Annotated in this window: 29 protein-coding genes; 15 read left to right on the top strand and 14 right to left on the bottom strand. The window is 64.7% G+C overall.

Features of this window, described 5'->3' with window-relative positions; genetic code table 11:
- The first annotated feature begins 13 nt into the window (after positions 1–13).
- Positions 14–439 carry a hypothetical protein gene (locus tag L6639_RS11280; protein ID WP_237861488.1) on the top strand — a complete coding sequence of 142 codons (426 nt, stop codon included), beginning with the start codon at positions 14–16 and terminating at the stop codon, positions 437–439.
- A 63-nt stretch (positions 440–502) separates the two neighbouring features.
- Here L6639_RS11280 and L6639_RS11275 read toward each other — a convergent pair whose 3' ends face one another.
- From L6639_RS11275 to L6639_RS11265, 3 genes are read right to left on the bottom strand one after another with little or no spacing between them, the layout of a single operon-like run.
- On the bottom strand, positions 503–1,312 hold the full coding sequence (locus tag L6639_RS11275) for an isocitrate lyase/PEP mutase family protein (protein ID WP_237861487.1): 810 nt from the start codon (positions 1,310–1,312) through the stop codon (positions 503–505).
- Positions 1,313–1,363: 51 nt separating this feature from the next.
- Complete coding sequence (locus L6639_RS11270) at positions 1,364–1,714, bottom strand: antibiotic biosynthesis monooxygenase family protein (protein ID WP_237861486.1); 351 nt, start codon at positions 1,712–1,714, stop codon at positions 1,364–1,366.
- A gap of 24 nt (positions 1,715–1,738) precedes the next feature.
- On the bottom strand, positions 1,739–2,047 hold the full coding sequence (locus L6639_RS11265; RefSeq protein ID WP_237861485.1) for an NIPSNAP family protein: 309 nt from the start codon (positions 2,045–2,047) through the stop codon (positions 1,739–1,741).
- A 155-nt stretch (positions 2,048–2,202) separates the two neighbouring features.
- Between L6639_RS11265 and L6639_RS11260 the strand changes: the two genes are divergently transcribed.
- The 3 genes from L6639_RS11260 to L6639_RS11250 all read left to right on the top strand — a co-directional run bounded on the left by L6639_RS11260 (position 2,203) and on the right by L6639_RS11250 (position 4,484).
- Positions 2,203–2,901 (top strand): winged helix-turn-helix domain-containing protein, encoded by a 699-nt coding sequence (locus L6639_RS11260; RefSeq protein WP_237861484.1) that lies wholly within the window; start codon positions 2,203–2,205, stop codon positions 2,899–2,901.
- Positions 2,902–3,024: 123 nt separating this feature from the next.
- Positions 3,025–4,035 (top strand): alpha/beta fold hydrolase, encoded by a 1,011-nt coding sequence (locus L6639_RS11255; protein WP_237861483.1) that lies wholly within the window; start codon positions 3,025–3,027, stop codon positions 4,033–4,035.
- Between the two features lie 203 nt (positions 4,036–4,238).
- Positions 4,239–4,484: a GCG_CRPN prefix-to-repeats domain-containing protein gene (locus L6639_RS11250; RefSeq protein ID WP_128966804.1), complete on the top strand. Its 246-nt coding sequence runs from the start codon at positions 4,239–4,241 to the stop codon at positions 4,482–4,484.
- A 120-nt stretch (positions 4,485–4,604) separates the two neighbouring features.
- Here the strand turns inward: L6639_RS11250 and L6639_RS11245 are convergent, their stop codons facing one another.
- Positions 4,605–4,919 carry a twin-arginine translocation signal domain-containing protein gene (locus L6639_RS11245; protein WP_237861482.1) on the bottom strand — a complete coding sequence of 105 codons (315 nt, stop codon included), beginning with the start codon at positions 4,917–4,919 and terminating at the stop codon, positions 4,605–4,607.
- A gap of 81 nt (positions 4,920–5,000) precedes the next feature.
- On the bottom strand, positions 5,001–5,156 hold the full coding sequence (locus L6639_RS11240) for a hypothetical protein (protein ID WP_237861481.1): 156 nt from the start codon (positions 5,154–5,156) through the stop codon (positions 5,001–5,003).
- A gap of 104 nt (positions 5,157–5,260) precedes the next feature.
- Here L6639_RS11240 and L6639_RS11235 point away from each other — a divergent pair, with 104 nt between their 5' ends.
- From L6639_RS11235 to L6639_RS11215, 5 genes are all read left to right on the top strand, one after another.
- Positions 5,261–7,219: an alpha/beta hydrolase domain-containing protein gene (locus L6639_RS11235; RefSeq protein WP_237861480.1), complete on the top strand. Its 1,959-nt coding sequence runs from the start codon at positions 5,261–5,263 to the stop codon at positions 7,217–7,219.
- A 141-nt stretch (positions 7,220–7,360) separates the two neighbouring features.
- On the top strand, positions 7,361–7,993 hold the full coding sequence (locus tag L6639_RS11230; protein ID WP_237861479.1) for a DUF1326 domain-containing protein: 633 nt from the start codon (positions 7,361–7,363) through the stop codon (positions 7,991–7,993).
- Between the two features lie 51 nt (positions 7,994–8,044).
- Complete coding sequence (locus L6639_RS11225) at positions 8,045–8,866, top strand: DUF2182 domain-containing protein (protein WP_237861478.1); 822 nt, start codon at positions 8,045–8,047, stop codon at positions 8,864–8,866.
- 141 nt (positions 8,867–9,007) lie between these two features.
- Positions 9,008–9,661: a glutathione S-transferase family protein gene (locus tag L6639_RS11220; RefSeq protein WP_237861477.1), complete on the top strand. Its 654-nt coding sequence runs from the start codon at positions 9,008–9,010 to the stop codon at positions 9,659–9,661.
- Positions 9,662–9,754: 93 nt separating this feature from the next.
- Positions 9,755–9,907, top strand: a complete 153-nt coding sequence (locus L6639_RS11215; protein ID WP_237861476.1) for a hypothetical protein — start codon at positions 9,755–9,757, stop codon at positions 9,905–9,907.
- A 9-nt stretch (positions 9,908–9,916) separates the two neighbouring features.
- Here the strand turns inward: L6639_RS11215 and L6639_RS11210 are convergent, their stop codons facing one another.
- Both L6639_RS11210 and L6639_RS11205 read right to left on the bottom strand, forming a co-directional pair.
- Positions 9,917–10,264 carry a hypothetical protein gene (locus L6639_RS11210; protein WP_237861475.1) on the bottom strand — a complete coding sequence of 116 codons (348 nt, stop codon included), beginning with the start codon at positions 10,262–10,264 and terminating at the stop codon, positions 9,917–9,919.
- Between the two features lie 139 nt (positions 10,265–10,403).
- Positions 10,404–11,936, bottom strand: coding sequence for an acyl-CoA carboxylase subunit beta (locus tag L6639_RS11205; RefSeq protein WP_237861474.1), 1,533 nt, complete (start codon positions 11,934–11,936; stop codon positions 10,404–10,406).
- Between the two features lie 145 nt (positions 11,937–12,081).
- Here L6639_RS11205 and L6639_RS11200 point away from each other — a divergent pair, with 145 nt between their 5' ends.
- From L6639_RS11200 to L6639_RS11190, 3 genes are all read left to right on the top strand, one after another.
- Positions 12,082–12,486, top strand: a complete 405-nt coding sequence (locus L6639_RS11200) for a DUF4260 domain-containing protein (RefSeq protein WP_237861472.1) — start codon at positions 12,082–12,084, stop codon at positions 12,484–12,486.
- A gap of 155 nt (positions 12,487–12,641) precedes the next feature.
- Positions 12,642–13,238, top strand: coding sequence for a hypothetical protein (locus tag L6639_RS11195; protein ID WP_237861471.1), 597 nt, complete (start codon positions 12,642–12,644; stop codon positions 13,236–13,238).
- Between the two features lie 71 nt (positions 13,239–13,309).
- Complete coding sequence (locus L6639_RS11190; protein ID WP_237861469.1) at positions 13,310–14,302, top strand: dienelactone hydrolase family protein; 993 nt, start codon at positions 13,310–13,312, stop codon at positions 14,300–14,302.
- A 110-nt stretch (positions 14,303–14,412) separates the two neighbouring features.
- Here the strand turns inward: L6639_RS11190 and L6639_RS11185 are convergent, their stop codons facing one another.
- From L6639_RS11185 to L6639_RS11175, 3 genes are read right to left on the bottom strand one after another with little or no spacing between them, the layout of a single operon-like run.
- Positions 14,413–14,676 carry an EscU/YscU/HrcU family type III secretion system export apparatus switch protein gene (locus L6639_RS11185; RefSeq protein ID WP_237861467.1) on the bottom strand — a complete coding sequence of 88 codons (264 nt, stop codon included), beginning with the start codon at positions 14,674–14,676 and terminating at the stop codon, positions 14,413–14,415.
- The gene (gene fliK / locus L6639_RS11180) at positions 14,673–16,310 is read right to left on the bottom strand and encodes a flagellar hook-length control protein FliK (protein ID WP_237861465.1); all 1,638 of its coding nucleotides are present in this window, start codon (positions 16,308–16,310) and stop codon (positions 14,673–14,675) included. The genes L6639_RS11185 and fliK overlap by 4 nt, the downstream gene beginning before the upstream one ends.
- Positions 16,311–16,362: 52 nt before the next feature.
- Positions 16,363–17,157: an ATP12 family chaperone protein gene (locus L6639_RS11175; protein ID WP_237861464.1), complete on the bottom strand. Its 795-nt coding sequence runs from the start codon at positions 17,155–17,157 to the stop codon at positions 16,363–16,365.
- 75 nt (positions 17,158–17,232) lie between these two features.
- Here L6639_RS11175 and L6639_RS11170 point away from each other — a divergent pair, with 75 nt between their 5' ends.
- Positions 17,233–17,679, top strand: coding sequence for a hypothetical protein (locus L6639_RS11170; RefSeq protein WP_237861463.1), 447 nt, complete (start codon positions 17,233–17,235; stop codon positions 17,677–17,679).
- A gap of 173 nt (positions 17,680–17,852) precedes the next feature.
- On the opposite strand, the gene L6639_RS11165 is transcribed toward L6639_RS11170, so the two are convergent.
- The 3 genes from L6639_RS11165 to L6639_RS11155 are packed head-to-tail and all read right to left on the bottom strand — an operon-like array spanning position 17,853 to position 21,860.
- Positions 17,853–19,067: an RluA family pseudouridine synthase gene (locus L6639_RS11165; protein WP_237861462.1), complete on the bottom strand. Its 1,215-nt coding sequence runs from the start codon at positions 19,065–19,067 to the stop codon at positions 17,853–17,855.
- Between the two features lie 52 nt (positions 19,068–19,119).
- On the bottom strand, positions 19,120–20,457 hold the full coding sequence (locus L6639_RS11160; protein WP_237861461.1) for a replication-associated recombination protein A: 1,338 nt from the start codon (positions 20,455–20,457) through the stop codon (positions 19,120–19,122).
- A complete protein-coding gene (locus tag L6639_RS11155; protein WP_237861460.1) occupies positions 20,454–21,860 on the bottom strand; it encodes a DegQ family serine endoprotease in 1,407 nt (468 codons plus the stop codon). The genes L6639_RS11160 and L6639_RS11155 overlap by 4 nt, the downstream gene beginning before the upstream one ends.
- Before the next feature lie 315 nt (positions 21,861–22,175).
- On the opposite strand from L6639_RS11155, the gene L6639_RS11150 reads away from it, so the two are divergent.
- Positions 22,176–23,807, top strand: coding sequence for an OprO/OprP family phosphate-selective porin (locus L6639_RS11150; RefSeq protein WP_237861459.1), 1,632 nt, complete (start codon positions 22,176–22,178; stop codon positions 23,805–23,807).
- A gap of 37 nt (positions 23,808–23,844) precedes the next feature.
- On the opposite strand, the gene L6639_RS11145 is transcribed toward L6639_RS11150, so the two are convergent.
- Positions 23,845–24,222 (bottom strand): winged helix-turn-helix transcriptional regulator, encoded by a 378-nt coding sequence (locus L6639_RS11145; RefSeq protein ID WP_237861457.1) that lies wholly within the window; start codon positions 24,220–24,222, stop codon positions 23,845–23,847.
- A gap of 122 nt (positions 24,223–24,344) precedes the next feature.
- On the opposite strand from L6639_RS11145, the gene L6639_RS11140 reads away from it, so the two are divergent.
- The gene (locus L6639_RS11140) at positions 24,345–25,358 is read left to right on the top strand and encodes a zinc-binding alcohol dehydrogenase family protein (RefSeq protein WP_237861456.1); all 1,014 of its coding nucleotides are present in this window, start codon (positions 24,345–24,347) and stop codon (positions 25,356–25,358) included.
- Positions 25,359–25,409 lie beyond the last annotated feature (51 nt).

Here is a 25,409-nt window from a genome sequence, read left to right as displayed (position 1 = left end):
GGAGACCCAATCGATGGCTGACGACCGTTTTCCCAACGATCCGTACCGCCCGAACCTCGCCGACGATGAGTATCTTCGGGCGACGCGCCGGGATGCCGACCTCCAGGCTGATCCAGAGCTCGGCGAAGGCCCCGCCTCCAGCGGCAAGATCGCGCTGTTCGCGGTGGCTATCGCCCTGGTGCTGGGCGCCGTGTTCTATGGCTTGAACAACACCAGTACCGGCAACCAGGCGAGCAATACGCCTGCGACACAGACCGCGCAGCAGACGGCCCCGGCCAATCCGGCCGCACCTCCCGGCATGCGTGACGTGACGCCGCGCAACAACACTGCGCCGGGCGTGACCACGGGTGCCGCGCCGGCCAAGCCGGCCGCTCCGGCGGATACGCCTACGGCCAAGCCGGCGCCGGACACGAAGACGCCGTCTGACGGCGCCAAGTAACGATTTGCAACGACGTGCAACAGCGGCGGGATCGAAAACTCCCGCCGCTGTTGTCTTATGGCGCTAGCTGAACATCTTGTTGAGCTCGCCGCCGGAATAACCGCTGGCGAGTTCGCCAAACGTCCCCTTCTCCGCCATCTCCTTCGCCGCGCGCATGAAGCCGCCCCAGGCGGCGCGGGCGAGCGAGCCGCCGACGCTGATGCGGCGCACGCCGAGATCTTCGGCTTCCTTCAACGACAAGCCGGAGCCGCCGATCAGCAAATTGAACGGCTTGGGTGCAACGGCCTTCACCACCGCGGCGATGTCCTCACGCGTCTTCAGGCCCGGCGCGTAGAGGCAATCGGCACCGGCATCCGCGTAAGCGGTGAGCCGGTCGATGACGAGCTTGAGATCGGTGATGCCCCACAGATAAGCCTCGCAGCGACCGACCAGCAGCGTGTTGCTGTCGCCGATCGCCTTGCGCGAGGCCTTGATGCGCTCGACCGCAAGCGCGCGATCGTAGAGCGGCTTGTCCTTGTCGCCGGTGGAATCCTCGATCGACAGGCCCGCGACGCCGGTGCGCACGCCGCGCTCGACATTATCCGCGACCCTGTCCGGCTCGACCGCAAATCCGCCCTCGAAATCCGCGTTCACGGGAATATCGACGGACGAGCTCAATGCTGCCAGATGCTGACAGACATCCTCGACCGTGACGCGGTTGTCGGCCTTGCCGATGGTCCAGGCAAAGCCCGCGCTCGACGAGGCGATCGCCTTGAAACCGAGATGCTGCAACGCCTTGGCGCCGCCGACATCGACCGGATTGGGCAGGATGAAGCATCCGCTCTCGTGCAGCTTCCTGAACGTCGCGCGCTTGTCAGCGGTTGTCACGTGCATGTTTCTCTCCCTTGTTGGCCGCGCAGAGATAGGCACGCTTATTGAAACGCGCTAGTGCGCATCGTGCACGGCGCGGCTGTCCTTCGGCGCCTGCGCGCGATCGGTCATGCCGTAGTCCCTGATTACGCTGGCGATGCGCAGGTGATAGTCCGCAAAGATCTTTGCCCTGCCCTTGGCTTGCGTGCGGCGGTGCTCCATCGTGTTGCGCCAGGCTTGCACCGCGGCCTCGTCCCGCCAGAATGACAGCGACAGCACCTTGCCCTTCTCGGTGAGACTCTCGAACCGCTCGACCGAAATGAAACCGTCGATGGTTTGCAAGATCGGCTTCAGATCGGCCGCGAGGTCGAAATAGTCCTGGCGATGGTCCGGCTTGGGCCAGACCTCGAAGATCACAGCGATCATGGGCATCTCCTTCGCGTTGATGGCCTAGACTACCACCTTGCGCAGGAAGGTGCGCTCTTCCGCAAGGATGAATTTATTGTCCTCGGCGAAATGGAAGTTCGCCATGCCTTCGGCGTCCTGCCGCAGCCGCGCGCGATAGGCCTCGTAGGCGGCAAGACTCTCGAAGGTGATCAGCGCGAACGCGATGTTGTTGGTGCCTTCATGCGGCATGAAATAGCCGATCAGGTCGCCGCCGCACTTCGGAATGATGCTGAGCCAGCGCTTCGAATACTCCTCGAACTGCGCGCGTTTGAAGGGATCGAGCTGGTAGCGGATGAAGACGGTGACGGACATGTTGGGCTCTCCTGACGTTTTCTCGGCCATCGCGAAAAGCGCGAGCAACACCGTCGCCGCTGAAGCATCCTGGATTGCTTCGCTGCGCTCGCAATGACGATGTGGTGAGAGAGTACTGGCTTGCCCGACCACAATGCTTCGGCTACCATCGAAGCATGAAATCAGGACCTGACATCGCCATGGTCGCCTCGCTGGTCGGCGACCCCGCCCGCGCCAACATGCTCACGGCGCTGATGAACGGACGCGCGCTCACGGCGAGCGAGCTGGCGCAAGAGGCCGGCATCACGCCGCAGACCGCGAGCTCGCATCTGGCAAAACTCGAGGCCGGCGGGCTGGTCGAGCCGGAGAAGCAGGGCCGCCACCGCTACTATCGCCTCACCGACGACGACGTCGCCGGCGTGCTCGAAGGCCTCGCCGGCCTTGCGGCACGCACCGGCCATATGCGTGTGCGCACCGGGCCGAAGGATCCGGCGCTGCGCCGGGCGCGGATCTGTTACGACCACCTCGCCGGCGACCTCGGCGTGCAGATGCTGGACTCACTTCGGTCGCGAAACCTGGTGAAGCAGAAGAAGCAGGATATCGAGCTGACGGCCGAGGGCGAGCGCTTCCTCGCCAAGAATTTGCAGATCTCGCCCGACATGCTCAGCCATCCGCGCCGCCCGGTCTGCAAGGCCTGCCTCGACTGGAGCGAGCGGCGCCACCATCTCGCCGGCACACTCGGGGCTGCCATGATGCAGCGCTTCGCGGAACTGAAATGGGCCGCGCGCGACACAACACCCGGCAGCCGCGTGGTGAATTTCACCCGCACCGGCGAGAAGCAGTTTGCGGCGCTGTTCGGGAACGGCAAGGACTGATCACGCGAGATGAGTGACGGCACACAATCGCGTGTGAACTGTCACCGTCGTCATGGCCGGGCTTGACCCGGCCATCAACGCGCTTATGCGAACGATCATCCCGTCACCGTCAGAGACGTCCCTATGATCCGCATCCTCCCGGCCGCGCTCGCCGCAGCCTTCCTCATTTCCCCACTCACGACCGCACGCGCCGCCGACACGCCCCAACGCGAGCCTTACGGCATTGCGCTCGAAGGCTTTGCCTATCCCTATCCCGTGCATCTGCTGCCTATAGTCAATGACGGCGAGCAGCTCAGCATGGCCTATATGGACGTCCCACCAGCGCAGCCGAACGGCCGCACTGTCGTGCTGCTGCATGGGCGCAATTTCCCGTCGAGCTACTGGGCGCCTGTCATCAAGATGCTCAACGAGGCTGGCTATCGTGTGGTGGTGCCGGACCAGATCGGCTTCGGCAAATCTTCCAAGCCCGTGGGCGAGCTGCATTTCGACACGCTGGCGCGCAACACCATCGCGCTGCTCGACCACCTCAAAATCGACAAGGCCGACATCGTCGCGCATTCGCTCGGTGGCATGCTGGGCGTGCGCATCGCCCGCGCCTATCCTGATCGCATCGCCCATCTGGTGCTGACGGCGCCGATCGGCCTCGAAGACTACCGTCTTTACGTGCCGCCGACGCCGACCGAGAAGATGATCGAGACCGAGGACAAGCTCACCGCCGACGGCTACCGAAAACAGCTCCAGACCAATTACGCGATCAAGTTGCCGCCTGAGGCGATCACGCCCTTCATCGACGCCCGCTTCAACATCAAAGGCAGCCCCGACTATCCGCGCTGGCTGCGCGCCTTCGTCTCATCCGGCCAGATGATCTATCGCGAGCCGGTCGCACACGAGATAGCTGAGATCACCGAGCCGACGCTGTTCATCATGGGCGCCGACGACCACAACGCGCCGGGCCGGCCGAATGCGCCGGAGGCGTTGCGCGCAAAGATGGGGCAGAACGCCGAGCTTGCAAAAGCGTTTGCTGCGAAGATGCCGAATGCGCGCGCCGAGGTGATCCCAGACACGGGACATCTCGTCTTCCTGGAGGCGCCCGAAAAGTACAAGGAGCTGGTGCTTGGCTTTCTCGGCCGCTAGCGCCCATGTCATGTCGCGTAGGGCCGTACGGGAAAATGTTCATGCCGCATTCAGGTCATGATTGGCAGGTTTGGATCGCGACGCGTCGGCACGTGTCCAAATTTAATGTGTCGAATCGTGTCTTTTGATTCATTGTGCGCCGCAAGCGCCAATCCCTAGAGCCTGCCTCAAGAATTTCCTCCGAGAACGAGAAGGACGATCAAATGAAATATCTGTTTGCCGCCGTGATGCTCGCCAGCGCGGTCGTTGGTTTCAGCGAAGCGGCGAGCGCCGCGGGTGGTTGCGGCCCGGGCTGGTACCGCGGCCCCTATGGCGGCTGTCGTCCGATGCGCGGTCCCGTTGTCGTGGCTCCCGGCCCGGTCGTGGTCGCCCCGCCCGTCGTCGTCGTGCGTCCGCGCGTGTGCCCCTATGGCTTCCGCTGGTACGCCGGGCGCTGCCGTCCGTTCTGATCGCTCGCATTTGCGAATTGGCCGCGCGGCATTGGCTCGCGCGGTCATTTTCTTGAGACGCACAGACAAATCAAAAGGGGATCGCAATCGCGATCCCCTTTTTCAGTCCAGGCGCGGACGTTACCAGTGACGCCAGTGGCGGCGATGCCAGCGACGGCGCCAACCCCAATGACGGTGACGCCAACCCCAGTGCCGGTGGTGCCAGCCCCAGTGACGGTGATGCCAGTGGCCGTGACCCCAGCGCACCTGCTCGGGCTTGAGCTGGGCTGCTTCCTCGCTGGTGGTGACGGCGGGATGAGCGTCCGGATCGGCTGATGGCATGCTGCCATTTCCCAGCACCTGCGGCGCCAGCGGCGCGGCCTGCGCGGCGGCGGCGAACGCGGCAGCTCCTGCCGCGACACCGAATGCAAGTTTCAAAAAGTTCCGGCGCTCCATGACCTAATCCTCTGATTCATCGATCGAGTGATGCAGAGGAAGTGTCGCGGCGACGACATGAACTGCCGCTGAATCGCGCGTTCAGATTCGTTGCAAGGGGCCAGAAACCGTCGTGGCCATCGCCATCCTGCGAACTCCTGTGCCAGCACCAACGCCGGTTTCGTACCATCTGTCGAAGGCGGCGCGTTTTTCGGCATCGGTGATGATGGCGCGGCCGACGAAGTAGGCAGCGGGCATCGGATTTCCTCCTGTTGTTCGGCCGCAGCATAACTTGATATAGTGCCGGCAACAAAAAGACCGCGCGACGAAACATGAGCGCGCGACATCAGGGAAGGGCCGTCATGCGCAGGATCGTCACGAGCCTCATCGGGATCGCTTGCCTCTTCCCCCCGGCCTCGCGCGCCGAGATCGTCCGCTTCGACATCACTGAACGCGTGCCAGCCTTTGCCGGGCGCAGCTTTGGCAATGTCGGCACCTATGAGCGCATCACCGCGCGCGCGATCTTCGCGCTTAACCCGGCCGATGAGCGCAACGCCGTCATTACCGATCTTGCGCTCGCCCCGCGCAATGCCGACGGCAAGGTCGAGGCCACCGCCGATGTCGTGATCCTCAGGCCTAGCGACCCCACCCACGGCAACGGCACGCTGCTGCTGGATGTGCCCAATCGCGGCCGCAAGCTCGCACCGCAATTGTTTGACGATTCCGCCCAGCCCGGCGCCAACAATGCCGACAAGGCCGAGGATGCCGGCATCGGCTTCCTGCATCGCCAGGGCTATACGATGGTCTGGGTCGGCTGGCAGGGTGACATCCCGTCCAAGCCCGGGCAGCTCGCGATGAGCGCGCCGATGATCAAAAGCATCACAGGCCCTGCACGCGAAGAGGTGATCTTCGACAACACCACAAGTCCCGCACGCGCAAAGCTGACCTGGCCCGCGGCGGACGCCGCCAACCTCAACGTCACCGTGCGCGCGGCCTGGCCCGATCCGCGGCAGACGCCACCAGGCCTTTCTGCCAAACTCGTCGATCCCGCGACCGTGGAGATCACCAGGCCCGACGGCTTTGATGCCGGCGCGCTCTACGAGATCACCTACACCGCGCGCGATCCGGTGCCGCTCGGCATGGGCTTTACCGCCGTGCGCGATGTCGTCAGCTTCCTCCGCCACGACGAGACGCCAGCCAACCCGCTGCTCGAAGGCCTGCATCCCTCGGTCAGCCGCGCCATTGGTTTTGGCGTCTCGCAATCCGGCCGCTTCCTGCGAGACTTCCTCTATCTCGGCTTCAACGAGGATCTGCAGGGCCGGATGGTGTTCGACGGATTGATGCCGCACGTCGCCGGCACGCGGCGGATGGCGACCAATGTCCGCTTCGGTCAACCTGGTCGCAATCCGCGCCATATGCAGGATCCGGCGTGGCAGGCCGATCTCTTCCCCTTCACCTATGCAAGCCTCAGCGATCCCTATTCCGGCAAGACCGACGGCCTGCTCCGCCGATGCTCGCTCTCTGCGACCTGCCCGAAGGTGATGCAGACCGACAGTGAGCACGAATGGTGGGCCTCGCATGCCTCGCTGCTGGTCACCGATCTCGCCGGCAATCACATCGACCTGCCGGACAACGTCCGCGCCTACATGATCACGGGCACGCCGCATTTCGCGGAAGCCGCTGACGTCATGAAGAAGGGCTTGCCGGCAATGTCGCTGCCGCAGAATCCAATGCATGCGGGCATGCCGATGCGCGCGCTGCTCACCGACCTCAACGCCTGGATCAGCGACGGCACCAGGCCGCCCGCAAGCCGCGTTCCCATGCGTGCCCACGGCACGCTTGTGCCGGCGCAAGGCGCGGTGCCGACCGATATCCCCGGCGTGCCCTATGCCGGCATCCACACGCTGGCCGCCTTCTCCGACCAGAGCGTGCTGCCGCCCAAGGAGATCGGCCGCTATCCCGTGTTCGTGCCGAAGGCGGATGATGACGGCATGGCCATCGCAGGCATTCGCCAGCTTGCGCTGGCCGTGCCGCGCGCGACCTACACCGCCTGGAATCCGCGCGCGCAAGGTTTCGGCCCGACCGCGCTCTATCCGCTGCAAGGCGCGGTCGTGCCGTTCGCACCGACGGAAGCGGCGCGGAAGGAGGTGCACGACCCCAGGCTGTCGATTGCGGAGCGATATGCAGACGACGGCGCCTATGTGGCTGCGGTGAAGCGCGAGGCCGCACGGCAGGTCGCGGAGCGGACTCTGCTGCCGGAGGATACGGAGCGTGCGGTTGAGGCCGCAAAACAAGGCAAGCTGGCGAAGCTCGGGCCGTAGCGGGCGTGTGCGCCGGCCTCGGCATCACATCAGCTTGATCGGTGCGTCGCCTTGCGAACCCTGCTCACGAAGCGTAGCCTTCCACCACAGGTCGTTTCATTCGAAAGCGATCTGTCAGGTTCGGCCTAGCGGGAGAGAGCGATGGTGGACCAGGTCTCATGGCACCTTGTCGGTGACTATTTCGAAAATTGCAGTTGCAGCATCGTATGTCCGTGTCTCGTATCGGCCGGCCCCCCGCTGACCGCACGACCGACCGAGGGCTTCTGCAATGTGCCGCTGATCTTCCACGTGGAGAGTGGCCGCTACGGTGACACAGCGCTCGATGGACTGAACGTGCTGGTTATCCTCCACGCGCCGGGCGTCATGGCTGACGGAGACTGGTCGCAAGCCACTTACGTGGATCAGCGGGCAGACGATCAGCAAACCGAGGCCCTGGCCGCGATCTTCAGCGGCGCGGCCGGTGGTCCTATGGCCGCGTTCACGCCGCTGATCAGCAAGAACCTCGGGGTGAGCAAGGTCCCGATCACGTTCCGGATCGACGGTAAGACGCGGTCGGCGGAAATCCCGGGAATTCTGCACATGTCCGTCGATCCGTTGCCGACCATGCATCCGAGCGGAGAAATCTGGGCCAACATCGGCCATCCGGTGAGCCCCGACAGAATGGTGATGGCCGTCGGCGCTCCCGGCAATACGTTCAGCGATCACGGCATGCGCTGGGACAACTCGGGCAAGAACGGCCTCTATGCGCCGATCCAGTGGTCGAACCAGGCTTGATGCCGCCCCTGCCGTGACGGCTGGCGCGAAGGCCCGTAACACGCTTCGCAGATGACCGACAGCGCCCTGGAAACCGTGCTGCGGCGCGATCGCTGGATTGTCAGCGGCGCGATCGGCGTCGTCGTCGCGCTGGCATGGAGTTATGTGCTCTGGCTCGCAAACGACATGGACATGGGCGGCATGGACATGACCGGTTTTCGCATGATTCCCGCGGGAATCGGAATCATGCTCCCGGCCAATGAGCCGTGGCGGGTGATCGAGTTTACTTACGTCTTCCTGATGTGGGTCATCATGATGGTCGGAATGATGGCACCGTCGGCAACGCCCATGATCCTCATGTACGCCCGTGTGGCTCGACAGGCGATGGCACAGGGCAAGCCGTTCGCCGCGACGGGCTGGTTTGCGGCGGGCTATCTCCTCGCCTGGAACGGCTTTTCGCTGGCGGCAACTTTTCTGCAATGGGTGATCGAGCGGATGGCCATGCTGGACTCCCGGATGACGCTCGCCAATAACCTGCTCGGGGCGTTTGTGCTGATTGCGGTCGGCATCTATCAATGGACACCGCTCAAGGACGCCTGTCTCGTCCAATGCCAGTCGCCGCTTCTATTCCTGATGCGCCACGGCGGCTTTCGCGGCCACGCGCGTGGCAGCCTTCTGCTGGGATTGCAGCACGGAGGCTATTGCGTCGGCTGCTGCTGGCTCTTGATGGCGCTTTTGTTCATCGGCGGCGTGATGAACGTGCTCTGGATCGCGCTTTTGGCCCTGCTTGTCCTGTTGGAGAAACTGACGCCAGTCGGACGATGGATCGCGCGTGCTGCCGGCATTGCCTGTGTGGGCGCGGGCGCGTGGCTGCTGGCTTTCTCACTGCAGTGAGAATGTCGCACGGGCAAGGTCGGCCCGCGAGCGAGTTGACCGGCTAAGCCGACTTACGGACTGCAGCGAAAAACTTTCCTGCCGCTGTCGGAACGGGTCGCCTCCGGCCGTCCTAGGCTTGAGACAACACGGAGAGATCGCATGCCCGCCCTCACCCTCACCACCTTCGATTGGGTTCCCCCGCCCCCGCGCGGCTTCGTGCGCGATCTTCGCGTGCGCTGGGCGCTGGAAGAGGCCGCGCTGCCCTATCGCGTCGCAAGCGTGCCGTTCGACGGACGCGGCGCAGAACATCTTGCGCACCAGCCCTTCGGCCAGGTGCCGTGGCTGACCGATGGCGACATCTCGATCTTCGAGAGCGGCGCGATCCTGCTGCATCTCGGCGGGCTCAGCGATAGGCTGATGCCATCAGATCCGCACGGCCGCAGCGAAGCAACGGAATGGGTGTTCGCCGCGCTCAATTCGGTCGAGATGGCCGGCCTGCCCTGGGCCATGTCGAAGTTCATGGGTCATCCGAGCGATACGGCGGCGTGGAAATTCGTCGACGATTTCCTCAAGCTCCGCCTCAAGCATCTGGAGCCGGTGCTGGCTGGCCGTGAATGGCTGGCGGGTTCCTTCTCCGTCGCCGACATCCTGATGTCGGACGTGTTGCGCGTCGTCGACGGTTTCGACGCTCTGGCGGACAGTCCCGGCTGCCGCGCATACGTCGCGCGCGCGATCGGCCGTCCGGCCTTCGCAAAGGCTCATGCCGATCAGATGGCGCACTTTGCTGCGGCGGATAAGACGCGCGGAATGTGACCCACAGCACATCGTTAACCCGGTATTAGCCATAGGCTTACGGCCACTGGAACGATGCAATTTGCTTCAAATTACCTTGGCGGAAGGTGACACATGGCCCGCATCGACTATCTCAGAGAGCAAGTAGCCCGTGCCGAGCGTCTGGCGAAGGCGATCCTCGACCAGCAAACTGCGGAACGGCTGCAAGCCTTCGCCGCCGAATGCCGCGCGGAGTTGCAGGTTCTGACCGTCAAGGCTGCCGCATGAAGCAGCGCACTACACGAGCTTCATCGGCGTATCGGCGACCACGCGCAAATCGATGCTGCCGATGAGCGCCGACCGGCGCGCTTCCGCGGCGCCGATCGCATTGTCCGTTTGCCGCAACGTGCTGATGTTCGAGCCGAGCGAGACGATGCCGCCAAGCACCAGAGCGATCGAACCGAGCGCGGCGGTCTGACCAAACCCAAACAGCCCGAGGATGGTGACCAGGAGCAGCGCCGCACCGCCGCCGATCGCGATCTTGGACGCCAGGATGTATTTGCGGCACCGCTCGGCGATCTCGGCGAGCCGTTCGATCCGGTCTTCGATGTCGGAGATTTCGTCGGTCGGATCGTCTTCGGTCATGGGATTTTGATCGAACCTGTAGGGTGGGTGAGCCCTGCCGATTCGCGAAGCGCATCTGCTCGGCGTAACCCACCAAAATCTCGGCACGGTCAGTTCCGTTAGTGGGTTACGGCTTCGCCTAACCCACCCTACTCATTTTTTACAACGGCAAATTGTCGTGCTTCTTTGCCGGCGCTTCGACCTTCTTGTCCTTCAGCATCGCCAGCGCCCTTGCGATCCGCTTCCGCGTCGAGTGCGGCATGATGACGTCGTCGATGTAGCCGCGCTCGGCGGCGATGAAGGGCGACAGGAAGCGGTCTTCATATTCCTTGGTGCGCGCGGCGATCTTGTCGGGATCGCCGATGTCGCTGCGGAAGATGATCTCGACCGCACCCTTGGCGCCCATCACGGCGATCTGGGCGGTCGGCCAGGCGTAGTTCATGTCGGCGCCGATTTCCTTGGACGCCATGACGTCGAAGGCGCCGCCATAGGCCTTGCGGGTGATGATCGTCACCAGCGGCACGGTGCACTGCGAATAGGCGAACAGCAGCTTTGCGCCGTGCTTGATCAGGCCACCATATTCCTGCGCGGTGCCTGGCAGGAAGCCCGGCACGTCGACGAAGGTGACGATCGGGATGTTGAAGGCATCACAAAAACGAACGAAGCGCGCGGCCTTCCGAGACGCGTCGCTGTCGAGCACGCCGGCCAGCACCATCGGCTGGTTGGCGACGAAGCCGACGGTGCGGCCGGCGATGCGGCCAAATCCCGTGACGATGTTCTTGGCGAAGGCTTCCGCGATCTCGAAGAAGTCGCCCTCGTCCACGACCTTCAGGATCAGCTCCTTCATGTCGTAGGGCTTGTTCGGATTGTCCGGGATCAGCGTGTCCAGGGACATGTCGATGCGGGCGGTGTCGTCGAAGCTCGGCCATTCCGGCACGCCGTCGGTGTTGTTGGATGGCAGGAAGTCGATCAGGCGACGCATCTGCAGAAGCGTCTCGACGTCGTTCTCGAAGGCGCCGTCGGCGATCGAAGAGCGCGTCGCGTGCACCGAGGCACCGCCGAGCTCTTCGGCGGTGACGACCTCGTTGGTCACGGTCTTCACGACGTCAGGGCCGGTGACGAACATGTAGCTGGTGTTCTTCACCATGAAGATGAAGTCGGTCATGGCGGGCGAATAGACGTCGCCGCCGGCGCAGGGACCCATGATGACCGAGATCTGCGGGATCACGCCCGAGGCGAGCACGTTGCGGCGGAACACGTAGGAATAGCCGGCGAGCGCGGCGACGCCTTCCTGGATGCGCGCGCCGCCCGCGTCGTATAGGCCGATGATGGGCGCCCGCGCCTTCATCGCCATGTCCTGGAGTTTCGTGATCTTCAGCGCGTGCGTTTCCGAGAGCGAGCCGCCGAACACCGTGAAGTCTTTGGCGAAGACGAAGGTCTTGCGGCCGTTGACGGTGCCCCAGCCGGTGACGACGCCGTCGCCGGGGATCTTGTTCTTCTCCATGCCGAACTCGGTGGAGCGGTGCTCGACGAACATGTCGAACTCCTCGAACGATCCCTTGTCGAGCAGGAGCTCGATGCGCTCGCGGGCGGTCAGCTTGCCGCGGGCGTGCTGCGCCTCGATGCGCTTCTCCCCGCCACCGAGCTTGGCGCCGGCACGACGGTCTTCAAGGGCGTCCAGGATATGTTTCATTTGCTCCCGCCAGTTCTTAAGCCTTAAGTGAAGCGGGTTCTAACACGGCATTTTGCAAGCCGGGAAGCGGCTTTCGGCGCCGCAGGGCTGCCCTGAAGTAGCGTGAAAGCGCAAGGAATTACAAAGTTTTGCCCTGGAGGCCAGGATGGACGAAAGACCTGTTGAAACAGGCGCTGTGACCGGCGGCGTCAGGATCCTGCTGCGGCTCGAGGGGCTCGCTTTGTTCGCGGCCATGACTGCGCTCTATGCGACCTGGGGCGGCTCCTGGTGGGTCTACGCCCTGCTCTTCCTGGTCCCGGATCTGAGCTTCCTGGCATACCTGTCGGACGCCAAGTTCGGCGCGCTGGTCTACAACGCGGCCCACAGCTACATGGCGCCGGTGACGCTGATGACGCTGGGTTTTGGCCTCGCCTCGTCCCTCACCCTCTCCATTGCCTTGATCTGGCTCGCCCATATCGGCATCGACCGAGCTCTGGGCTACGGCCTGAAATATTCCGCTGGCTTCGGCTTCACCCATCTGGGGCGGATCGGGCGGCAGAAGGACGCTTGACGCCAAAGGACGGGATGCCGACGATTTGCCCGTTCAGGTCGGTTGACCGGGCCTGCCGATTCAGGCTTGCTCCCTGCTTACGATCAGGCGCCGAATGTTGCGTGAGCTCAGTCGGTACGGCGGCGGTCATCACGTCCGGCTGCAAGCATCACCTCATGTCCGCCACGGTCGTTCCCCTGCCCCCGAACAGCGCGTCCGAGACCACCGACTTCCTGCGGCGCATGGCCAGCATGGTGTCGGGGCGGAACGGCCAGATGCTGCTGCGCGCGGCAAGTCTGATAGAGTCGCTGGCACAGCGGGCGATGTCGGCCGAACGGTTCTATCACCAGGCGCAGGAAGAGAGCACGCGTAACGCCGAACGCCACGAAGCCGCAGAGCTTGCCTCCGACGCCATGGTCAGCCAGATCGCCGCGCTGCGGGCGCAGCTTGCGGAGGTGACCGCAGCCGCGGCCGCCGAGCGCGCTGCCTTCGACACCGAGCGCGGCAAGCTGCTCAGCCTGATGCAGGATGCGGAAAGCCACATCGGCAAGCTCACCACCGAGCTCGAAACCTTGCGCGCCTCCGTCGACGCTTTCAACGAGACCGCGGTCTCGGTGCCGATCGAGGTGCTGCGGCTGGCGCGGACGCAGTTCGACTATCTCTCGCGGGGCTTTGAGCGCAAAGGCGACGTGATCTCGCAGGCGATGAGCGAGATCGGCGGCTTCGCCATCGACCAGGCGCTGACGGCGAAAGAGCCGGCCGACAAGGCCTGAGGCTGCTTCGCGCAAATTGACAGCGCTGATGAGCGTTGATCTACTTCCCAAAAATCTAAGGGGAGGATTCAATGCCGACGGCATTCCGCGTCGCCGTGACGCTCGTCGCGCTCTGCGTTTCATCAGGGTTCGCCGGCGCTCAATCGCTTCCCAAGGAAGCACCAGCCCGGACCGAGATCTTCCCGATCCCGTCACTCACCCTCTCCGACCAGCAATTCCTCAACGGCGATGCCGCGTCCGGCAAGCCGGTAACCGTTGCCGGTGAATTCCGCGTGGCGCAGGGCACCGGCAAGATGCCGGTCGTGGTGCTGATACACGGCTCGAGCGGCGTCGGAGCCACTACCGAAGCCTGGGTGCACGAATTCAACGCCATGGGCATCTCGACCTTCGTGATCGACGGCTTTACCGGCCGAGGGCTGACGGTGACGGGGCCGAACCAGGCCCTGCTCGGCCGCCTCAACCTGATTATCGACATCTACCGCTCGCTGGAGATCCTGGCGAAGCATCCCCGCGTCGATCCTGATCGAATCGTGCTGATGGGCTTTTCGCGCGGCGGACAGGCGACGCTCTATGCGAGCCTCGACCGCTTCAACAAGCTCTGGAACAAGTCTGGCCTGCAGTTCGCGGCCTATATCCCGTTCTATCCGGACTGCTCGACGACCTATCAGACCGACACCGAAATCGCCGCGCGCCCGATCCGCATCTTCCACGGCACGCCTGATGATTATAACCCGGTGAGGAGTTGCAAGGCCTTCGTCGAGCGGCTGAAAGCTGCGGGCCGCGACGCGGTGCTGACCGAATATCCCGACAGCGCGCACGGCTTTGACAGCGGGCTGCTCGGCGTCAACTCGGTCGTGGTGTCGGCCAACGCCCAGACCGTGCGCAACTGCCATATCAAGGAAGGCGACGGCGGCGTGCTGATGAACGGCGATACCAACGCGCCCTTCACCTACAAGGACCCTTGCGTCGAGCTCAACCCGCATGTCGGCGGCAATCCGACAACGGCCGCGGAATCGCGCAAGGCGGTGGTGGAGTTTTTGCAGGCGCTGTTCAAGCTGGGATAGAGCCGACACCGTCACGACGGGCCCAGGTGGCGTAGGATGGGCAAAGCGACTTGTCCGCCGCGCGCTTTTTGCCTACCCTAGGGCATCGCGCTCCGCATCACTGTTGTGCGCTAGCGCGCGCGACCGGAGAGCCGCAGCACGAAAACCAGAACTTCGGCGACGGCCTTGTAGAGATCGGGCGGAATCTCCTCACCGAGCTCGACCTTGGACAGCGCGCCGGCCAAAATCTCGTTCTCCTCGATCGGGATGTCATTGGCCTTGGCGATCTCGACGATCTTTTCGCCGATCGTGCCCTTGCCCTTGGCGACGACGACAGGCGCGCCACTGCCCTTCTCGTAGTGCAGCGCGATTGCGAGCTTGGATTGGTCACTCATGTGGCGCGATCCAGAAAGTGCCCGGCGCGCGCCGGCGCCGGTTGCGGCGGCGTCCCATCACGCACGATGATGTCGCCCGGCTTGAGCTCGGCCTTGGTCAGCGCCTGATTGAGCTCGCCGATGCCGGCGCGGAGCTGCTGCGCGGTCGCCGGCCGCTCGGCCCACATCCGCACGAAGGTCTTGTCGCCGTTGAGCGTGATCAGCGCGTGCACGGGTCCTGATGGCTCGACATTGATCGTGAAGCGCGCGCGCCAGGCGCGCTTTGCGGGATCGGGCGTTTCGTTGCCGCCGTCGCGCGAGATCTCGAACTGCGCCATCGCTGTGCCTTGCGGGGTCGCAAACGGAATCTCGAAATTCCACTGCGGCGCGGTCGGATCGCTGCGATGACCGCTGGCATCGACGCGGTCGGGGAGCGAGGCGACCTGCAGCAGCGTCTGCCGCGCGATCGCGGCATCGGTGTCGTCGAGCAGGCGATGCACGGTCGCAGCGAGCGGCGTGTCGGGCGCGAGCGTTGGCGAAGCGACGGATTGCGGCGCCGGCAGCGCTCCACGGAACGGCGGTGGCGTCGTCGCGCGCGCGGCCGCCTCGAAGACATGGCCGTCAGGAACGGCCTTGGTCGCACCCGGCACATTGCCGGTCAGGCGCGGCAGGTTTTGCGTGACCTCCTGCAGCAGGCTCGCGGCAAGGCCTGCCGACATGGTGGTGCGAGGCAGAGCCGCCTGGGGCGTTTCGCCGGTGATGTTGGCCAGCACCGCAGTGGCCGGCGCAGCCTCGCGCGGCAATTGCGCAGGCTGAGCAATCGCCGCACCGGGCGACGGAAGCACCGCCTGTGCTGTCTCGCCCGCCACCTGCGGCGCCGAGACTGCAGTCTGCAGAACGACCGAAGTGCCAGGCGCTGCGTTCTGTGCTGCGACTTGTGGCGCGGCGGTCGCGGGCAGGCCTGACGTCGCCGCCAATGTCTGGCGCAGCACCAGCAGCGCTGCCTTCAGATCCGGCACCGCACCTGACTGGGGCGTCGTGCCAGCGGCCAGCGAAGCTTCGAGAAACAGGCCGGACTTCTGAAACGCGGACTCGATATCGCCGCCATCCAGCGCAGCATTGAGGGGTGTCTGCTGCGCCAGCACGTCCAGCACGGCCTGTTTCAGTCCGGCCGGCAAATCGCTGCCGGTGACGACCGATGCGAGATTGGCGAACAGCGGCGCCTGGCTGCCCTGCTTTGTGACCGCCTCGGCCGAGGCTGCTGTAACGGCGACCTGCTCCAAAGGTGTCAACGTGTTGCGTGCCGCATTGACCGACGGCGCCAGCGGCGGGCTGTCGACCAGCGACGCCGCGGTCGGCGTCAGCGTGGCCTGATCGGCGCTTGCCTCGCCTGCGCCGCCCACGACGGCGAGCCTGATGGTGCCATCGTTCTGCGACACCGCGAGCTGGAGATTTTGCCCGGGGGTCAGCGCCACCTCGGACATCACGTCCATCGAGAGGTTGGCGATCGCGATCCGCACCAGATTGTCGGCAAGCAAGCTGACGACTTTGGCATCGACGACGCTGCCGGCCTGAAGCACAAGATCGGGCGTTGCCGCATCAGCCACGGGGCTGGCGGCACTGACCGGAAGGATCGAGCTTATCGGCGTCGGCATCTGAAGGGCCCGAGAATCTGGCCCACCCTAAGAGCCCCTCGTAAACCTCTCGTTAAGGACCTTGGGCCGCAGGCGGCTTCACGGCGGTCAAAACTGCCACGGCGGCGTCGAAATCGCGCAGGCGGGTGGCCCGGCGGGCGGCGGCCTCCTCGTCCACACCCCATTGGTCGATGTTCCAGTCCTCATCGACATGAGCCGCGGCCCAGACCTGGTCGGCGTCGCGCATACCATGGGCCAGCGCCAGCGCCAGCAGCGCCGAGCCGGTCAGGGTCGTCACCATGTGGAGGGCGGCCACGGACCAGGGATCGCCAGGCAACGCCGCACGGGCAGCCTGGAGCGCCTCGTCCGGCTGCCTCACATGCATGATGCCCTCGGAGAGGATGAAATGCGCCCCCAGCGCCTCTGCGGCCCAGAACAGCACGGGGTCCCAATGCGCAGCCTCGCGGGCGACCAGCCCCTCGGGGTGGCCGGCGCGATAGAACAGCAGGTCGGTCTCGAAGTATTTCGCGAGGTCATCAGTGACGAGCTCGACGCGGTCGACCACGCCCTCGACCACGCTGTTGGCGATCCGCGTCAGCGGCATGGTCACGGGATCGATCGCCTCGCCCTGAGCGGCCCATTCCGCGGCCACGGCATCGGCCAGCGCGCGCGAGGGAATCACCACCTGGCGGCCAGAGGGCGTGCGGATCGGCCTGCCATCGAGGGTGATGCCAAAGCCGCCTTCGGTCTCCGCAACGCCGGCCTCCTTGTAGAAGCGCTTGCGCAACGGCGTCCGCGCCGAGGCGCGCGCCGATTCCCTGGGGTCCGGCGGGGGCTGGCCGGCTGCTTCTTCGAACAGTTCGCGCATGTGAGTTTTCGGTCCCGGTCGCTGAGTGCTAAGCTTTTAAAATAAGACCGGCAGCCGATAAAGCGAGCGGCGGGCATGAGGGAACTTGCGGGCATTGTGGCCCTGTTCGCCGGGCTTTGGCCGGCCGCGGCCGAGGCCGGCTTTCGCACCCCGGAATCGCTGATCCGCAACGTCTATGCCTATTACGGCGCGGGCTCGCCGGAGCTGTCGAGGGGCCTGCCGCGGGATGCTGCGACGACCCGGCAATTCTTCGACCCCTCCTTGCGCAAAGCGTGGTCTGCGCCGCGCAGCGAGCCCTATGATTTCCTGGTGCAGAGCACGAACTGGAAGCTCGGCCCGGTCGCAATCGCGATCACCCGCAAGCAATACGACAAGACCTATGTCGCGGCGGTCTTCGACAATCACGGCCGCAAGGTCGTGCTGAACTTCATCCTGGTCAACGGTCCGGAGGGCTGGCTGATCATGGATGTCGAGAGCCCGCATGACAGCTTGCGGATGTTTCTGGAGCAATTTCGAAATTGAGGGGGGCTTCAGTCGCATCCACAATTACCGCTGTCATGCCCCGCGAAGGCGGGGCATCCAGTACGCCGCGGCGGATGTGGTGAGAGCGAGCTCTCCAAGGCCGGCCTCTGGAATACTGGATCGCCCGCCTTCGCGGGCGATGACAGAGAACGTGGCTAGATTAGCAGCCTGGCTTACTCCTCCGGCGCGTTCTCGATCGGATCGAACCTGCTTGCGTCGAGCCCGAGCAAATTCCACGACTGCTGCATGTGCGGCGGCAGTGGCGCAGTGGCGTCGATGACGCCGCCGCGGGGATGCGGGATGACGATGCGGCGCGCGAGCAGATGCAGCCGGTTTTGCAGGCCGCCCGGCAACTGCCAGTTCTCGATGTTGAAATATTTGGGATCGCCGACGATGGGATGACCGATATGGGCCATGTGGGCGCGAAGCTGGTGCGTGCGGCCTGTCACCGGCTTCAGCGACACCCAGGTCAGCTTGTTGCCGGCGGTCTCGACCACCGCGTAATAGGTCACCGCGTGACTGGCGCCCTCGTCGCCATGCTGCGCGATGCGCATGATGGTGTCGTCCTCGCTCTCCTCTTTCGCAAGGAAAGTCGAGATGCGGCCCTGCTTCGGCTTCGGCAGGCCCGGCACCAATGCCCAATAGACCTTGCGCGCCGAACGCGAGCGGAACGCGCCGGTCAGATGCGAGGCGGCAAAGCGCGTCTTCGCGATCAGCAGGCAGCCTGACGTCTCGCGATCGATGCGATGCACGAGGCGCGGCTTCTGACCCTTGGAATCGCGCATCACCTCCAGCATCTGGTCGATGTGGCGCGTCATGCCCGAGCCGCCCTGCACGGCAAGGCCGGCGGGCTTGTTCAGCACGAGGACGTCGTCGTCCTCGTAGATCGTCATCTCCTTCAGCGCCTTGAGCGTCTTCTGTGCGGCCTCCGAGAGCTCGCCGGCAACCTTCGGTGTGTCGAGCTTCAGCGGCGGAATGCGGACGCTCTGGCCCTCTTCCAGGCGGTCCTTGCTGTCGACACGCTTGCCGTCGACGCGCAGCTCGCCTTTGCGGACGACGCGCTGGATATGGGAGAACGATAGGCCGGGAAAGCGCGCCTCCAGAAAGCGATCGACGCGCATGTTGTTCTCGTCAGCCGTCACCTTGACGGTCTGGACCTTGGTCGGCAGCAACGCCTCGACGGGCTTTGCCGCAGCCGGCTCTTCCATTGCAGCTTTGGGCGCACGCCGTTCTGCGCGCTCGGCCGCAAAGCGCGGCGGCTTTACCCCGGGCTTGGTCCCAGGCCGCGGTCCAGCCTTCTTTGCGCTGCGCGCCTTGAATGGACGCGAATCGTCGCGTTCGTCACGCGAACGGGGCTTTGGGTTCATTCTCTTGATGCGGCGGCTCATGGTTGCCTGCGTACCCTAAAAGCCGGCTCCCGTCACGGCGAAATGGCCGCCTCTAGCCCGCGCCGCCCCGCTCCTTGCGCAGCTTGGCCCAATAATCCAGCCGCTTCCTGATCTCGCGCTCGAAGCCGCGCTCGGGCGGGTCGTAGAAGGTCTGGCGGCCCAGGGCTTCCGGGAAGTAGTCTTGGCCGGAGAAGGCATCGGGGACATCGTGGTCGTATTCGTAGCCTGAACCGTAGCCTTCCGATTTCATCAGCTTGGTCGGTGAGTTCAGGATGTGCTTTGGCGGCAGCAGCGAGCCAGCCTGTTTTGCCACCTGCATCGCCGTGCCGAACGCGGTGTAGACCGCATTCGATTTCGGCGCTGTGGCGAGATAGACCACCGCTTGCGCGATCGCGAGCTCGCCTTCGGGGTGGCCGAGGAAGTCGAAGGCGTCCTTGGCGGCATTGGCGATGACGAGCGCCTGCGGATCGGCAAGGCCGATATCCTCCACCGCCATGCGCACGACGCGGCGCGCCAGGAACAGCGGGTCCTCGCCGGCGTCCAGCATGCGCGCGAGATAATACAGCGCGGCGTCCGGATCGGAGCCGCGCACCGATTTATGCAGGGCCGAGATCAGGTTGTAATGGCCATCCGCCGATTTGTCGTAGATTGGCGCACGCCGTTGCAGGATGTCCTGCAGCTGCGCGGCATTGAAAATCTCGTCGGCTCGCGCCGAGCGCCAGACCTCTTCGGCGAGCGTCAGCGAAGCTCTGCCATCGCCGTCGGCCATGCGCACCAGCGCCGCCCTCGCCTCGGCATCGAGCGGCAACTTGCGGCCCTCGACCGCCTCGGCATGCGCGAACAGCTTTTCGATCGCGGCCGCATCGAGCGAGCGAAACACCAGGACGCGTGCGCGGGACAAAAGCGCCGCGTTGAGCTCGAAGGACGGGTTTTCCGTGGTGGCGCCGACCATGACGACGGTGCCGTCTTCCATCACGGGCAGAAACGAATCCTGCTGGGCGCGGTTGAACCTGTGCACCTCGTCGACGAACAGCAGCGTGCCCTTGCCCATCTCGCGGCGCGCGCGCGCAGCATCGAAGGCCTTCTTCAAATCTGCTACACCCGAGAAGACCGCCGAGATCTGCTCGAAATGCAGGTCGGTCGCATCCGCGAGCAGCCGCGCCACCGTGGTCTTGCCGGTGCCCGGCGGGCCCCAGAACACCAGTGAGCCCAGCGTGCGCGTCTCCAGCATGCGCGTCAGTGCGCCATCAGGGCCGAGGATGTGATCTTGGCCTACGACCTCCGACAGCGCGCGCGGCCGCAGCCTGTCGGGCAGCGGATGCGGGGCATCGTGATCGAGCCCCGCCGCGGCAAAGAGAGTTGGCGTCTCCTGTGGTCGCTTCGGACTCATCCGCCCAGCGTGACGTTGATCTGCTGACCGCCGCGCACCAGCGTGATGCGCCAGAGCCGCTGGCTGACGCCTGCCACCTTCTCGAGGTCGCCGGTCTTGCCGATCTTCTGGTTGTTGACGGCCAGGATGATGTCGCCCTTCTGGAAGCCGACCTGGGCGGCCGGGGAGTCATCACCGAGCTCGGTGATGACGACGCCTTCGGTGTCGGCGTCGAGATGCAGCTCGTCGGCGACCGCCGGCGTGATGGTCGAGACCTTCGCGCCCTGGAACGGCGAGCGCGCGGTGACGACGAGCTCGTTGCGGCCGGTATCGGGGGCAGTCTCGAGCGCGATCGTCAGCTTGAGCGGCTTGCCGCCGCGCTGCAGGTCGATCTGCGCTGACCCGCCGATCGGGCGGGTGGCGAAGCGATAGTCAAACGCGTTGGGATCGTCCACGGCCTGGCCGTCGATCCCGGTGATGAGGTCGGAGGATTTCAACCCGGCCTTCGCCGCAGGCCCATTGGCAACGACGCTCGCGACCAGCGCACCGGTCGGCGAGCGCAGACCGAGGCTCTCCGCGATCTCCGGCGTCACCGCCTGCAACTTCGCGCCAAGCCATGGCCGCTTCACCGCCTTGCCGCCACTCTTGGCAGAGGCGACGACGACCCGAACCATATTGGCCGGGATCGCAAAGCCGATGCCCTGCGAGCCGCCGGAGCGCGAATAGATGGCAGTGTTGATGCCGGCGAGCCGGCCGTTCATGTCGACCAGCGCGCCACCGGAATTGCCGGGATTGATCGCAGCATCAGTCTGGATGAAGAACTGATAGTCGGTGATGCCGACCTGCGTACGCGCTAGCGCCGAGATGATGCCATGGGTCACGGTCTGGCCGACGCCGAAGGGGTTGCCGATCGCCATCACGACGTCGCCGACCATCAGCTCGTCCGAATTGGTGAATTCGAGCGCCGGAAACTTCTCCTTTGTATCCTTCAGACGCAGCACCGCGAGATCGCTGCGGGAGTCCTTCAAGACGATCTCGGCCTCGAACTCGCGCTTGTCCGACAGCGACACCTTCACCTGGTCGGCGCCTTCGATAACATGAACGTTGGTGACGACGAGCCCGGAGGAATCGACGATCACGCCCGAGCCCAGTGACCGCTGCACCTGCTCCTGCTGCTGGCCCGGCACGCCGAAGAAACGACGGAAGATCGGGTCGTCCAGCAGCGGGTTGCGGTTCTGCACCACCTTGGCGGCATAAACGTTGACGACCGCCGGCTGCACCCGCTGCACGATCGGCGCATAGGACAGCCGCAGCTCGGCCTGTGACGAGGGCACGCGACGGTCTTGCGCCGCAGCCGGATTGAAGTGGGCCGAAAAGCCTATGCACAATGCCGTGACGACGGCGATCCAGGTCGATCGAAACATTCCTACCTCTTGGAAAAGACGCCGGAATATAGGCGCGTTCGCCTCCCAATAGAAGGGCGCCGGGGAGCAATATTCAGCCCCTTTCCGGTGTGTCCGGCATGCAAGCCCGGCGTGCGAAATCACAATCTGACTTGGGCGGTGGATTGGCATGATGCGCATCATCCTGCATGCTCGTGCCAGGCGGATTCGGTTGCGGCGAATTGGCATCAGTGGGAACCGCAGAGCCGGGCGCGCGCCGTCGCGGGGCAGTCATCGATCACTCTTAGGCTCTCCCGTTGCGACTTGGGGAAGTTCGTCAAAGGATGGAGTCACGACATGAGCAGGACAAGAATGGCAGCCACGGCGATTGGTCTCGCCGGCGTGCTGGCGGCCTCACAGGCCCAGGCTCAATCAGCCAGCAATAGCGAGCAGGAGATCGCACTCCTGAAGCAGCAGTTGAAGATGCTGGAGCAGAAGCTCGACAAGCTCCAGAACCAGACCGCCGCGAACACGGCCGCCACGGCGAAAGCCAGGCAGGAAGCCAAGGCCGAGGCCAAGGCTGAAGCGCGCTCGGAGGCGAAAGCTGCCCTCGCCAACGCCAACGCGGCCATTCCGGTCAAGGGTCCGGTCGCCCCGTCAGGCGTCGTGGTGACGATGCCGAATAACCGGCCGACCATCTGCACCGCGGACGAGCAGAACTGCGTTGCCATCACGAGCCGCGTGCACTGGGATGTCGGCGGCTACAATTACCGCCCCGACACGGCATCAACCGTGCCGCAAAAGCTCGACAGCGGCGAGAACGTTCGCCGGGCGCGTATCGGCATCGTCGGCAAGTTCTTCGGCGACTGGAATTACTCCCTGATCTACGATTTCGGCGGCACGGCCGACGGTTTTGGCGGCACCGGCGCGGCCGGCGGCACCGCTGTCGGCTTCCTGCCGGGCGGCGGCACGTCGGGCATCGAAAACGCCTATCTGAGCTATACCGGCCTCAAGCCATTCGGCGGCAAGATGGCGGTCGAAGCCGGCGTCATGGATATTGCCTGGACGCTCGACGAATCCACCAGCTCCAACGACATCATGTTCATGGAGCGCGCCTCGGCCGGCATCATCGCGCAGAACATCGCAGCCGGTGACTTCCGCTCGGCGGTTGGCACCCGCTGGTGGAATGACCAGCTCTGGATGGGCGCCTACGTTACAGGACCGACCACGGGCGCGATCCACTCCGCCTCCAGCGTCTCCCCGCCCGGAAGCAGCGAGCAATATGGCGCAGTCGCCCGCATCGCCGGCAACCCGGTCAGCGGCAACGGCTACTCCGTGCATGTCGGCGCCGATGCGGAATGGCTGATCCAGCCGCCGCGCAACCTGGTGACGCAGGCGCAGACGCTAACGCTCAGCGACCGGCCCGAGCTGCGGATCGATCCCACGACGTTGATTTCCACCGGTGCGATTGCCAACGTATCGGGCGCGCAGGTCTACGGCGTCGAAGCGGCCGCGACCTATGGCTCGTTTATCGCGCAGGGCGAATATTACTGGTTCAACGTCGACCGCACGGCGAATACGGGCCTGCCGCCGCTCGGCGCGTCGAGCCTGAAATTCGACGGCGGCTACGCGCAGGTCGGCTACGTGCTGACCGGCGAGAGCCGTGCCTACAACGCGGCGAGCGCCTCGTATGGTGGCATCAAGCCGGCCAATCCCTTCTCGCTGGCCGGTGGCGGCTGGGGCGCCTGGGAAATCGCCGGACGCGTGAGCACGATGAATTTGAACGATCAGCTCGCGACCGCCGCAGGCATCGCGGGCGGACGGCAAACCATCTACACCGCGGCGCTGAACTGGTACGTCAACAACAACGTCCGCTTCATGCTCGATTACCTGCATGGCGACATCTCCAAGCAGGCGAGTGCGACCTCCTCGGTGAACACGGGCTCGACGTTCAACGCGGTCGCAATGCGCACGCAGGTCGCGTTCTAGGCGATCCCTTCCGGGAGCGGCACGCCGCTCCCGGATATTACGCTGCGCGCTTTGGCTTCTTCACCACGTCAGGCGGCGGCGCGCAGGACAGCCGCTGCTGGTGGCTCTCGCCCCAGGCTTTGAGAATATCGATCACCGGCCGCAGGCTCTCCCCCAACTCGGAGAGGCAATACTCCACGCGCGGCGGCACCTCGGCATAGACCTTGCGGATGACCAGCTTGTCCTCCTCCAGCGCGCGAAGCTGCTTGGTCAGCATGCGCTGGGTGATGCCCGGCATCATGCGGCGCAGTTCGCCGAAGCGCTGGGTGCCGCTCTGCAAATGATAGAGGATCACGCCCTTCCACTTGCCGTCGATCAAATCCAGCGTCGCCTCGACCGAGCAGCCGGGGCGACGGGCAAAATTGCGCCGTTTCATGCTTGTTTTCCCAATAGTATCCAAACAGGGACTATATCCCCGAACGTACAGTACTTGCCAAATTGGAGCTAGCGGGACAGTTAAGAGCGGCAGGCGAATACGCCATCTGATGGAGACCAGCCATGAAGGCCGTCGGCTACAAGAAGTCGCTTCCGATCGAGGATCAGGACGCGCTGATCGATTTCGAGACTGCCAAACCAGAGCCCAAAGGACGCGACATCCGCGTCGCCGTAAAGGCGATCTCGGCCAATCCGGTCGATTACAAGGTGCGCAAGCGCGCCGCGCCGCCGGAGGGCGAGACCAAGATCTTGGGCTATGACGCCGCCGGCATCGTCGATGCTGTCGGCCCCGACGTCACGCTGTTCAAGCCGGGCGACGAGGTGTTTTACGCAGGCTCGATCCTGCGCCAGGGCACCAATTCCGAATTCCATCTGGTCGACGAACGCATCGTCGGCAACAGGCCGAAGTCGCTCTCATTCGCGCAGGCCGCCGCCCTGCCCCTCACCTCCATCACCGCATGGGAATTGCTGTTCGATCGTCTCGGCGCAGTCCCGGGCAAGAGCGTCGATCCACGCACGCTCCTGATCACCGGCGGCGCCGGCGGTGTCGGCTCGATCCTGATCCAGCTCGCCCGCCGCCTCACCGGCCTCACCGTGGTTGCGACCGCGACGCGGCCGGAGTCACAGAAATGGTGCCTCGATCTCGGCGCGCACGCGGTGATCGATCACGGCAAGCCGATGAAGGAGCAGATCGAGAAACTGAAGCTGCCGCCGGTCGCGCTGGTGGCAAGCCTCACCTTCACCGACCAGCACTACAAGAGCATCGCCGAGTTCATGGCGCCGCAGGGAAAGTTCGGCCTGATCGACGATCCCCCGGAATTCGCCATGAGCACGTTCAAGGGCAAGGCGATCTCGGTACACTGGGAATCGATGTTCACGCGCTCCTCGTTCCAGACGCCTGACATGATCGCGCAACATCACTTGCTGAACGACGTCGCCGATCTCATCGACAAGGGCGTGCTGCGTACCACGCTCGACCAGACTTTCGGCACCATCAACGCGGCTAATCTCAAGCGCGCGCACGCGCTGCTCGAGAGCGGCAAGTCGCGCGGCAAGATCGTGCTGGAGGGGTGGTAGGCGACCACATCGCAGGTGGGTAGGGTGGGCAAAGGCGCCCTTGCGCCGTGC

It is taken from the genome of Bradyrhizobium zhengyangense, assembly GCF_022012555.1.
GTDB lineage: Bacteria > Pseudomonadota > Alphaproteobacteria > Rhizobiales > Xanthobacteraceae > Bradyrhizobium > Bradyrhizobium zhengyangense.
This window is presented reverse-complemented; position numbering and strand designations above follow the sequence as displayed.

Coding starts and splice junctions, on each gene's coding strand:
- L6639_RS11170 (WP_237861463.1), top strand. CDS start 17,233: ATGAGGGAACTTGCGGGCATTGTGGCCCTGTTCGCCGGGCTTTGGCCG.
- L6639_RS11235 (WP_237861480.1), top strand. CDS start 5,261: ATGCGCAGGATCGTCACGAGCCTCATCGGGATCGCTTGCCTCTTCCCC.
- L6639_RS11230 (WP_237861479.1), top strand. CDS start 7,361: ATGGTGGACCAGGTCTCATGGCACCTTGTCGGTGACTATTTCGAAAAT.
- L6639_RS11225 (WP_237861478.1), top strand. CDS start 8,045: ATGACCGACAGCGCCCTGGAAACCGTGCTGCGGCGCGATCGCTGGATT.
- L6639_RS11195 (WP_237861471.1), top strand. CDS start 12,642: ATGTCCGCCACGGTCGTTCCCCTGCCCCCGAACAGCGCGTCCGAGACC.
- L6639_RS11140 (WP_237861456.1), top strand. CDS start 24,345: ATGAAGGCCGTCGGCTACAAGAAGTCGCTTCCGATCGAGGATCAGGAC.
- L6639_RS11270 (WP_237861486.1), bottom strand. CDS start 1,714: ATGATCGCTGTGATCTTCGAGGTCTGGCCCAAGCCGGACCATCGCCAG.
- fliK (WP_237861465.1), bottom strand. CDS start 16,310: ATGCCGACGCCGATAAGCTCGATCCTTCCGGTCAGTGCCGCCAGCCCC.
- L6639_RS11185 (WP_237861467.1), bottom strand. CDS start 14,676: ATGAGTGACCAATCCAAGCTCGCAATCGCGCTGCACTACGAGAAGGGC.
- L6639_RS11190 (WP_237861469.1), top strand. CDS start 13,310: ATGCCGACGGCATTCCGCGTCGCCGTGACGCTCGTCGCGCTCTGCGTT.
- L6639_RS11165 (WP_237861462.1), bottom strand. CDS start 19,067: ATGAGCCGCCGCATCAAGAGAATGAACCCAAAGCCCCGTTCGCGTGAC.
- L6639_RS11200 (WP_237861472.1), top strand. CDS start 12,082: ATGGACGAAAGACCTGTTGAAACAGGCGCTGTGACCGGCGGCGTCAGG.
- L6639_RS11160 (WP_237861461.1), bottom strand. CDS start 20,457: ATGAGTCCGAAGCGACCACAGGAGACGCCAACTCTCTTTGCCGCGGCG.
- L6639_RS11145 (WP_237861457.1), bottom strand. CDS start 24,222: ATGAAACGGCGCAATTTTGCCCGTCGCCCCGGCTGCTCGGTCGAGGCG.
- L6639_RS11215 (WP_237861476.1), top strand. CDS start 9,755: ATGGCCCGCATCGACTATCTCAGAGAGCAAGTAGCCCGTGCCGAGCGT.
- L6639_RS11255 (WP_237861483.1), top strand. CDS start 3,025: ATGATCCGCATCCTCCCGGCCGCGCTCGCCGCAGCCTTCCTCATTTCC.
- L6639_RS11205 (WP_237861474.1), bottom strand. CDS start 11,936: ATGAAACATATCCTGGACGCCCTTGAAGACCGTCGTGCCGGCGCCAAG.
- L6639_RS11150 (WP_237861459.1), top strand. CDS start 22,176: ATGAGCAGGACAAGAATGGCAGCCACGGCGATTGGTCTCGCCGGCGTG.
- L6639_RS11220 (WP_237861477.1), top strand. CDS start 9,008: ATGCCCGCCCTCACCCTCACCACCTTCGATTGGGTTCCCCCGCCCCCG.
- L6639_RS11260 (WP_237861484.1), top strand. CDS start 2,203: ATGAAATCAGGACCTGACATCGCCATGGTCGCCTCGCTGGTCGGCGAC.
- L6639_RS11265 (WP_237861485.1), bottom strand. CDS start 2,047: ATGTCCGTCACCGTCTTCATCCGCTACCAGCTCGATCCCTTCAAACGC.
- L6639_RS11280 (WP_237861488.1), top strand. CDS start 14: ATGGCTGACGACCGTTTTCCCAACGATCCGTACCGCCCGAACCTCGCC.
- L6639_RS11210 (WP_237861475.1), bottom strand. CDS start 10,264: ATGACCGAAGACGATCCGACCGACGAAATCTCCGACATCGAAGACCGG.
- L6639_RS11250 (WP_128966804.1), top strand. CDS start 4,239: ATGAAATATCTGTTTGCCGCCGTGATGCTCGCCAGCGCGGTCGTTGGT.
- L6639_RS11155 (WP_237861460.1), bottom strand. CDS start 21,860: ATGTTTCGATCGACCTGGATCGCCGTCGTCACGGCATTGTGCATAGGC.
- L6639_RS11240 (WP_237861481.1), bottom strand. CDS start 5,156: ATGCCCGCTGCCTACTTCGTCGGCCGCGCCATCATCACCGATGCCGAA.
- L6639_RS11245 (WP_237861482.1), bottom strand. CDS start 4,919: ATGGAGCGCCGGAACTTTTTGAAACTTGCATTCGGTGTCGCGGCAGGA.
- L6639_RS11175 (WP_237861464.1), bottom strand. CDS start 17,157: ATGCGCGAACTGTTCGAAGAAGCAGCCGGCCAGCCCCCGCCGGACCCC.
- L6639_RS11275 (WP_237861487.1), bottom strand. CDS start 1,312: ATGCACGTGACAACCGCTGACAAGCGCGCGACGTTCAGGAAGCTGCAC.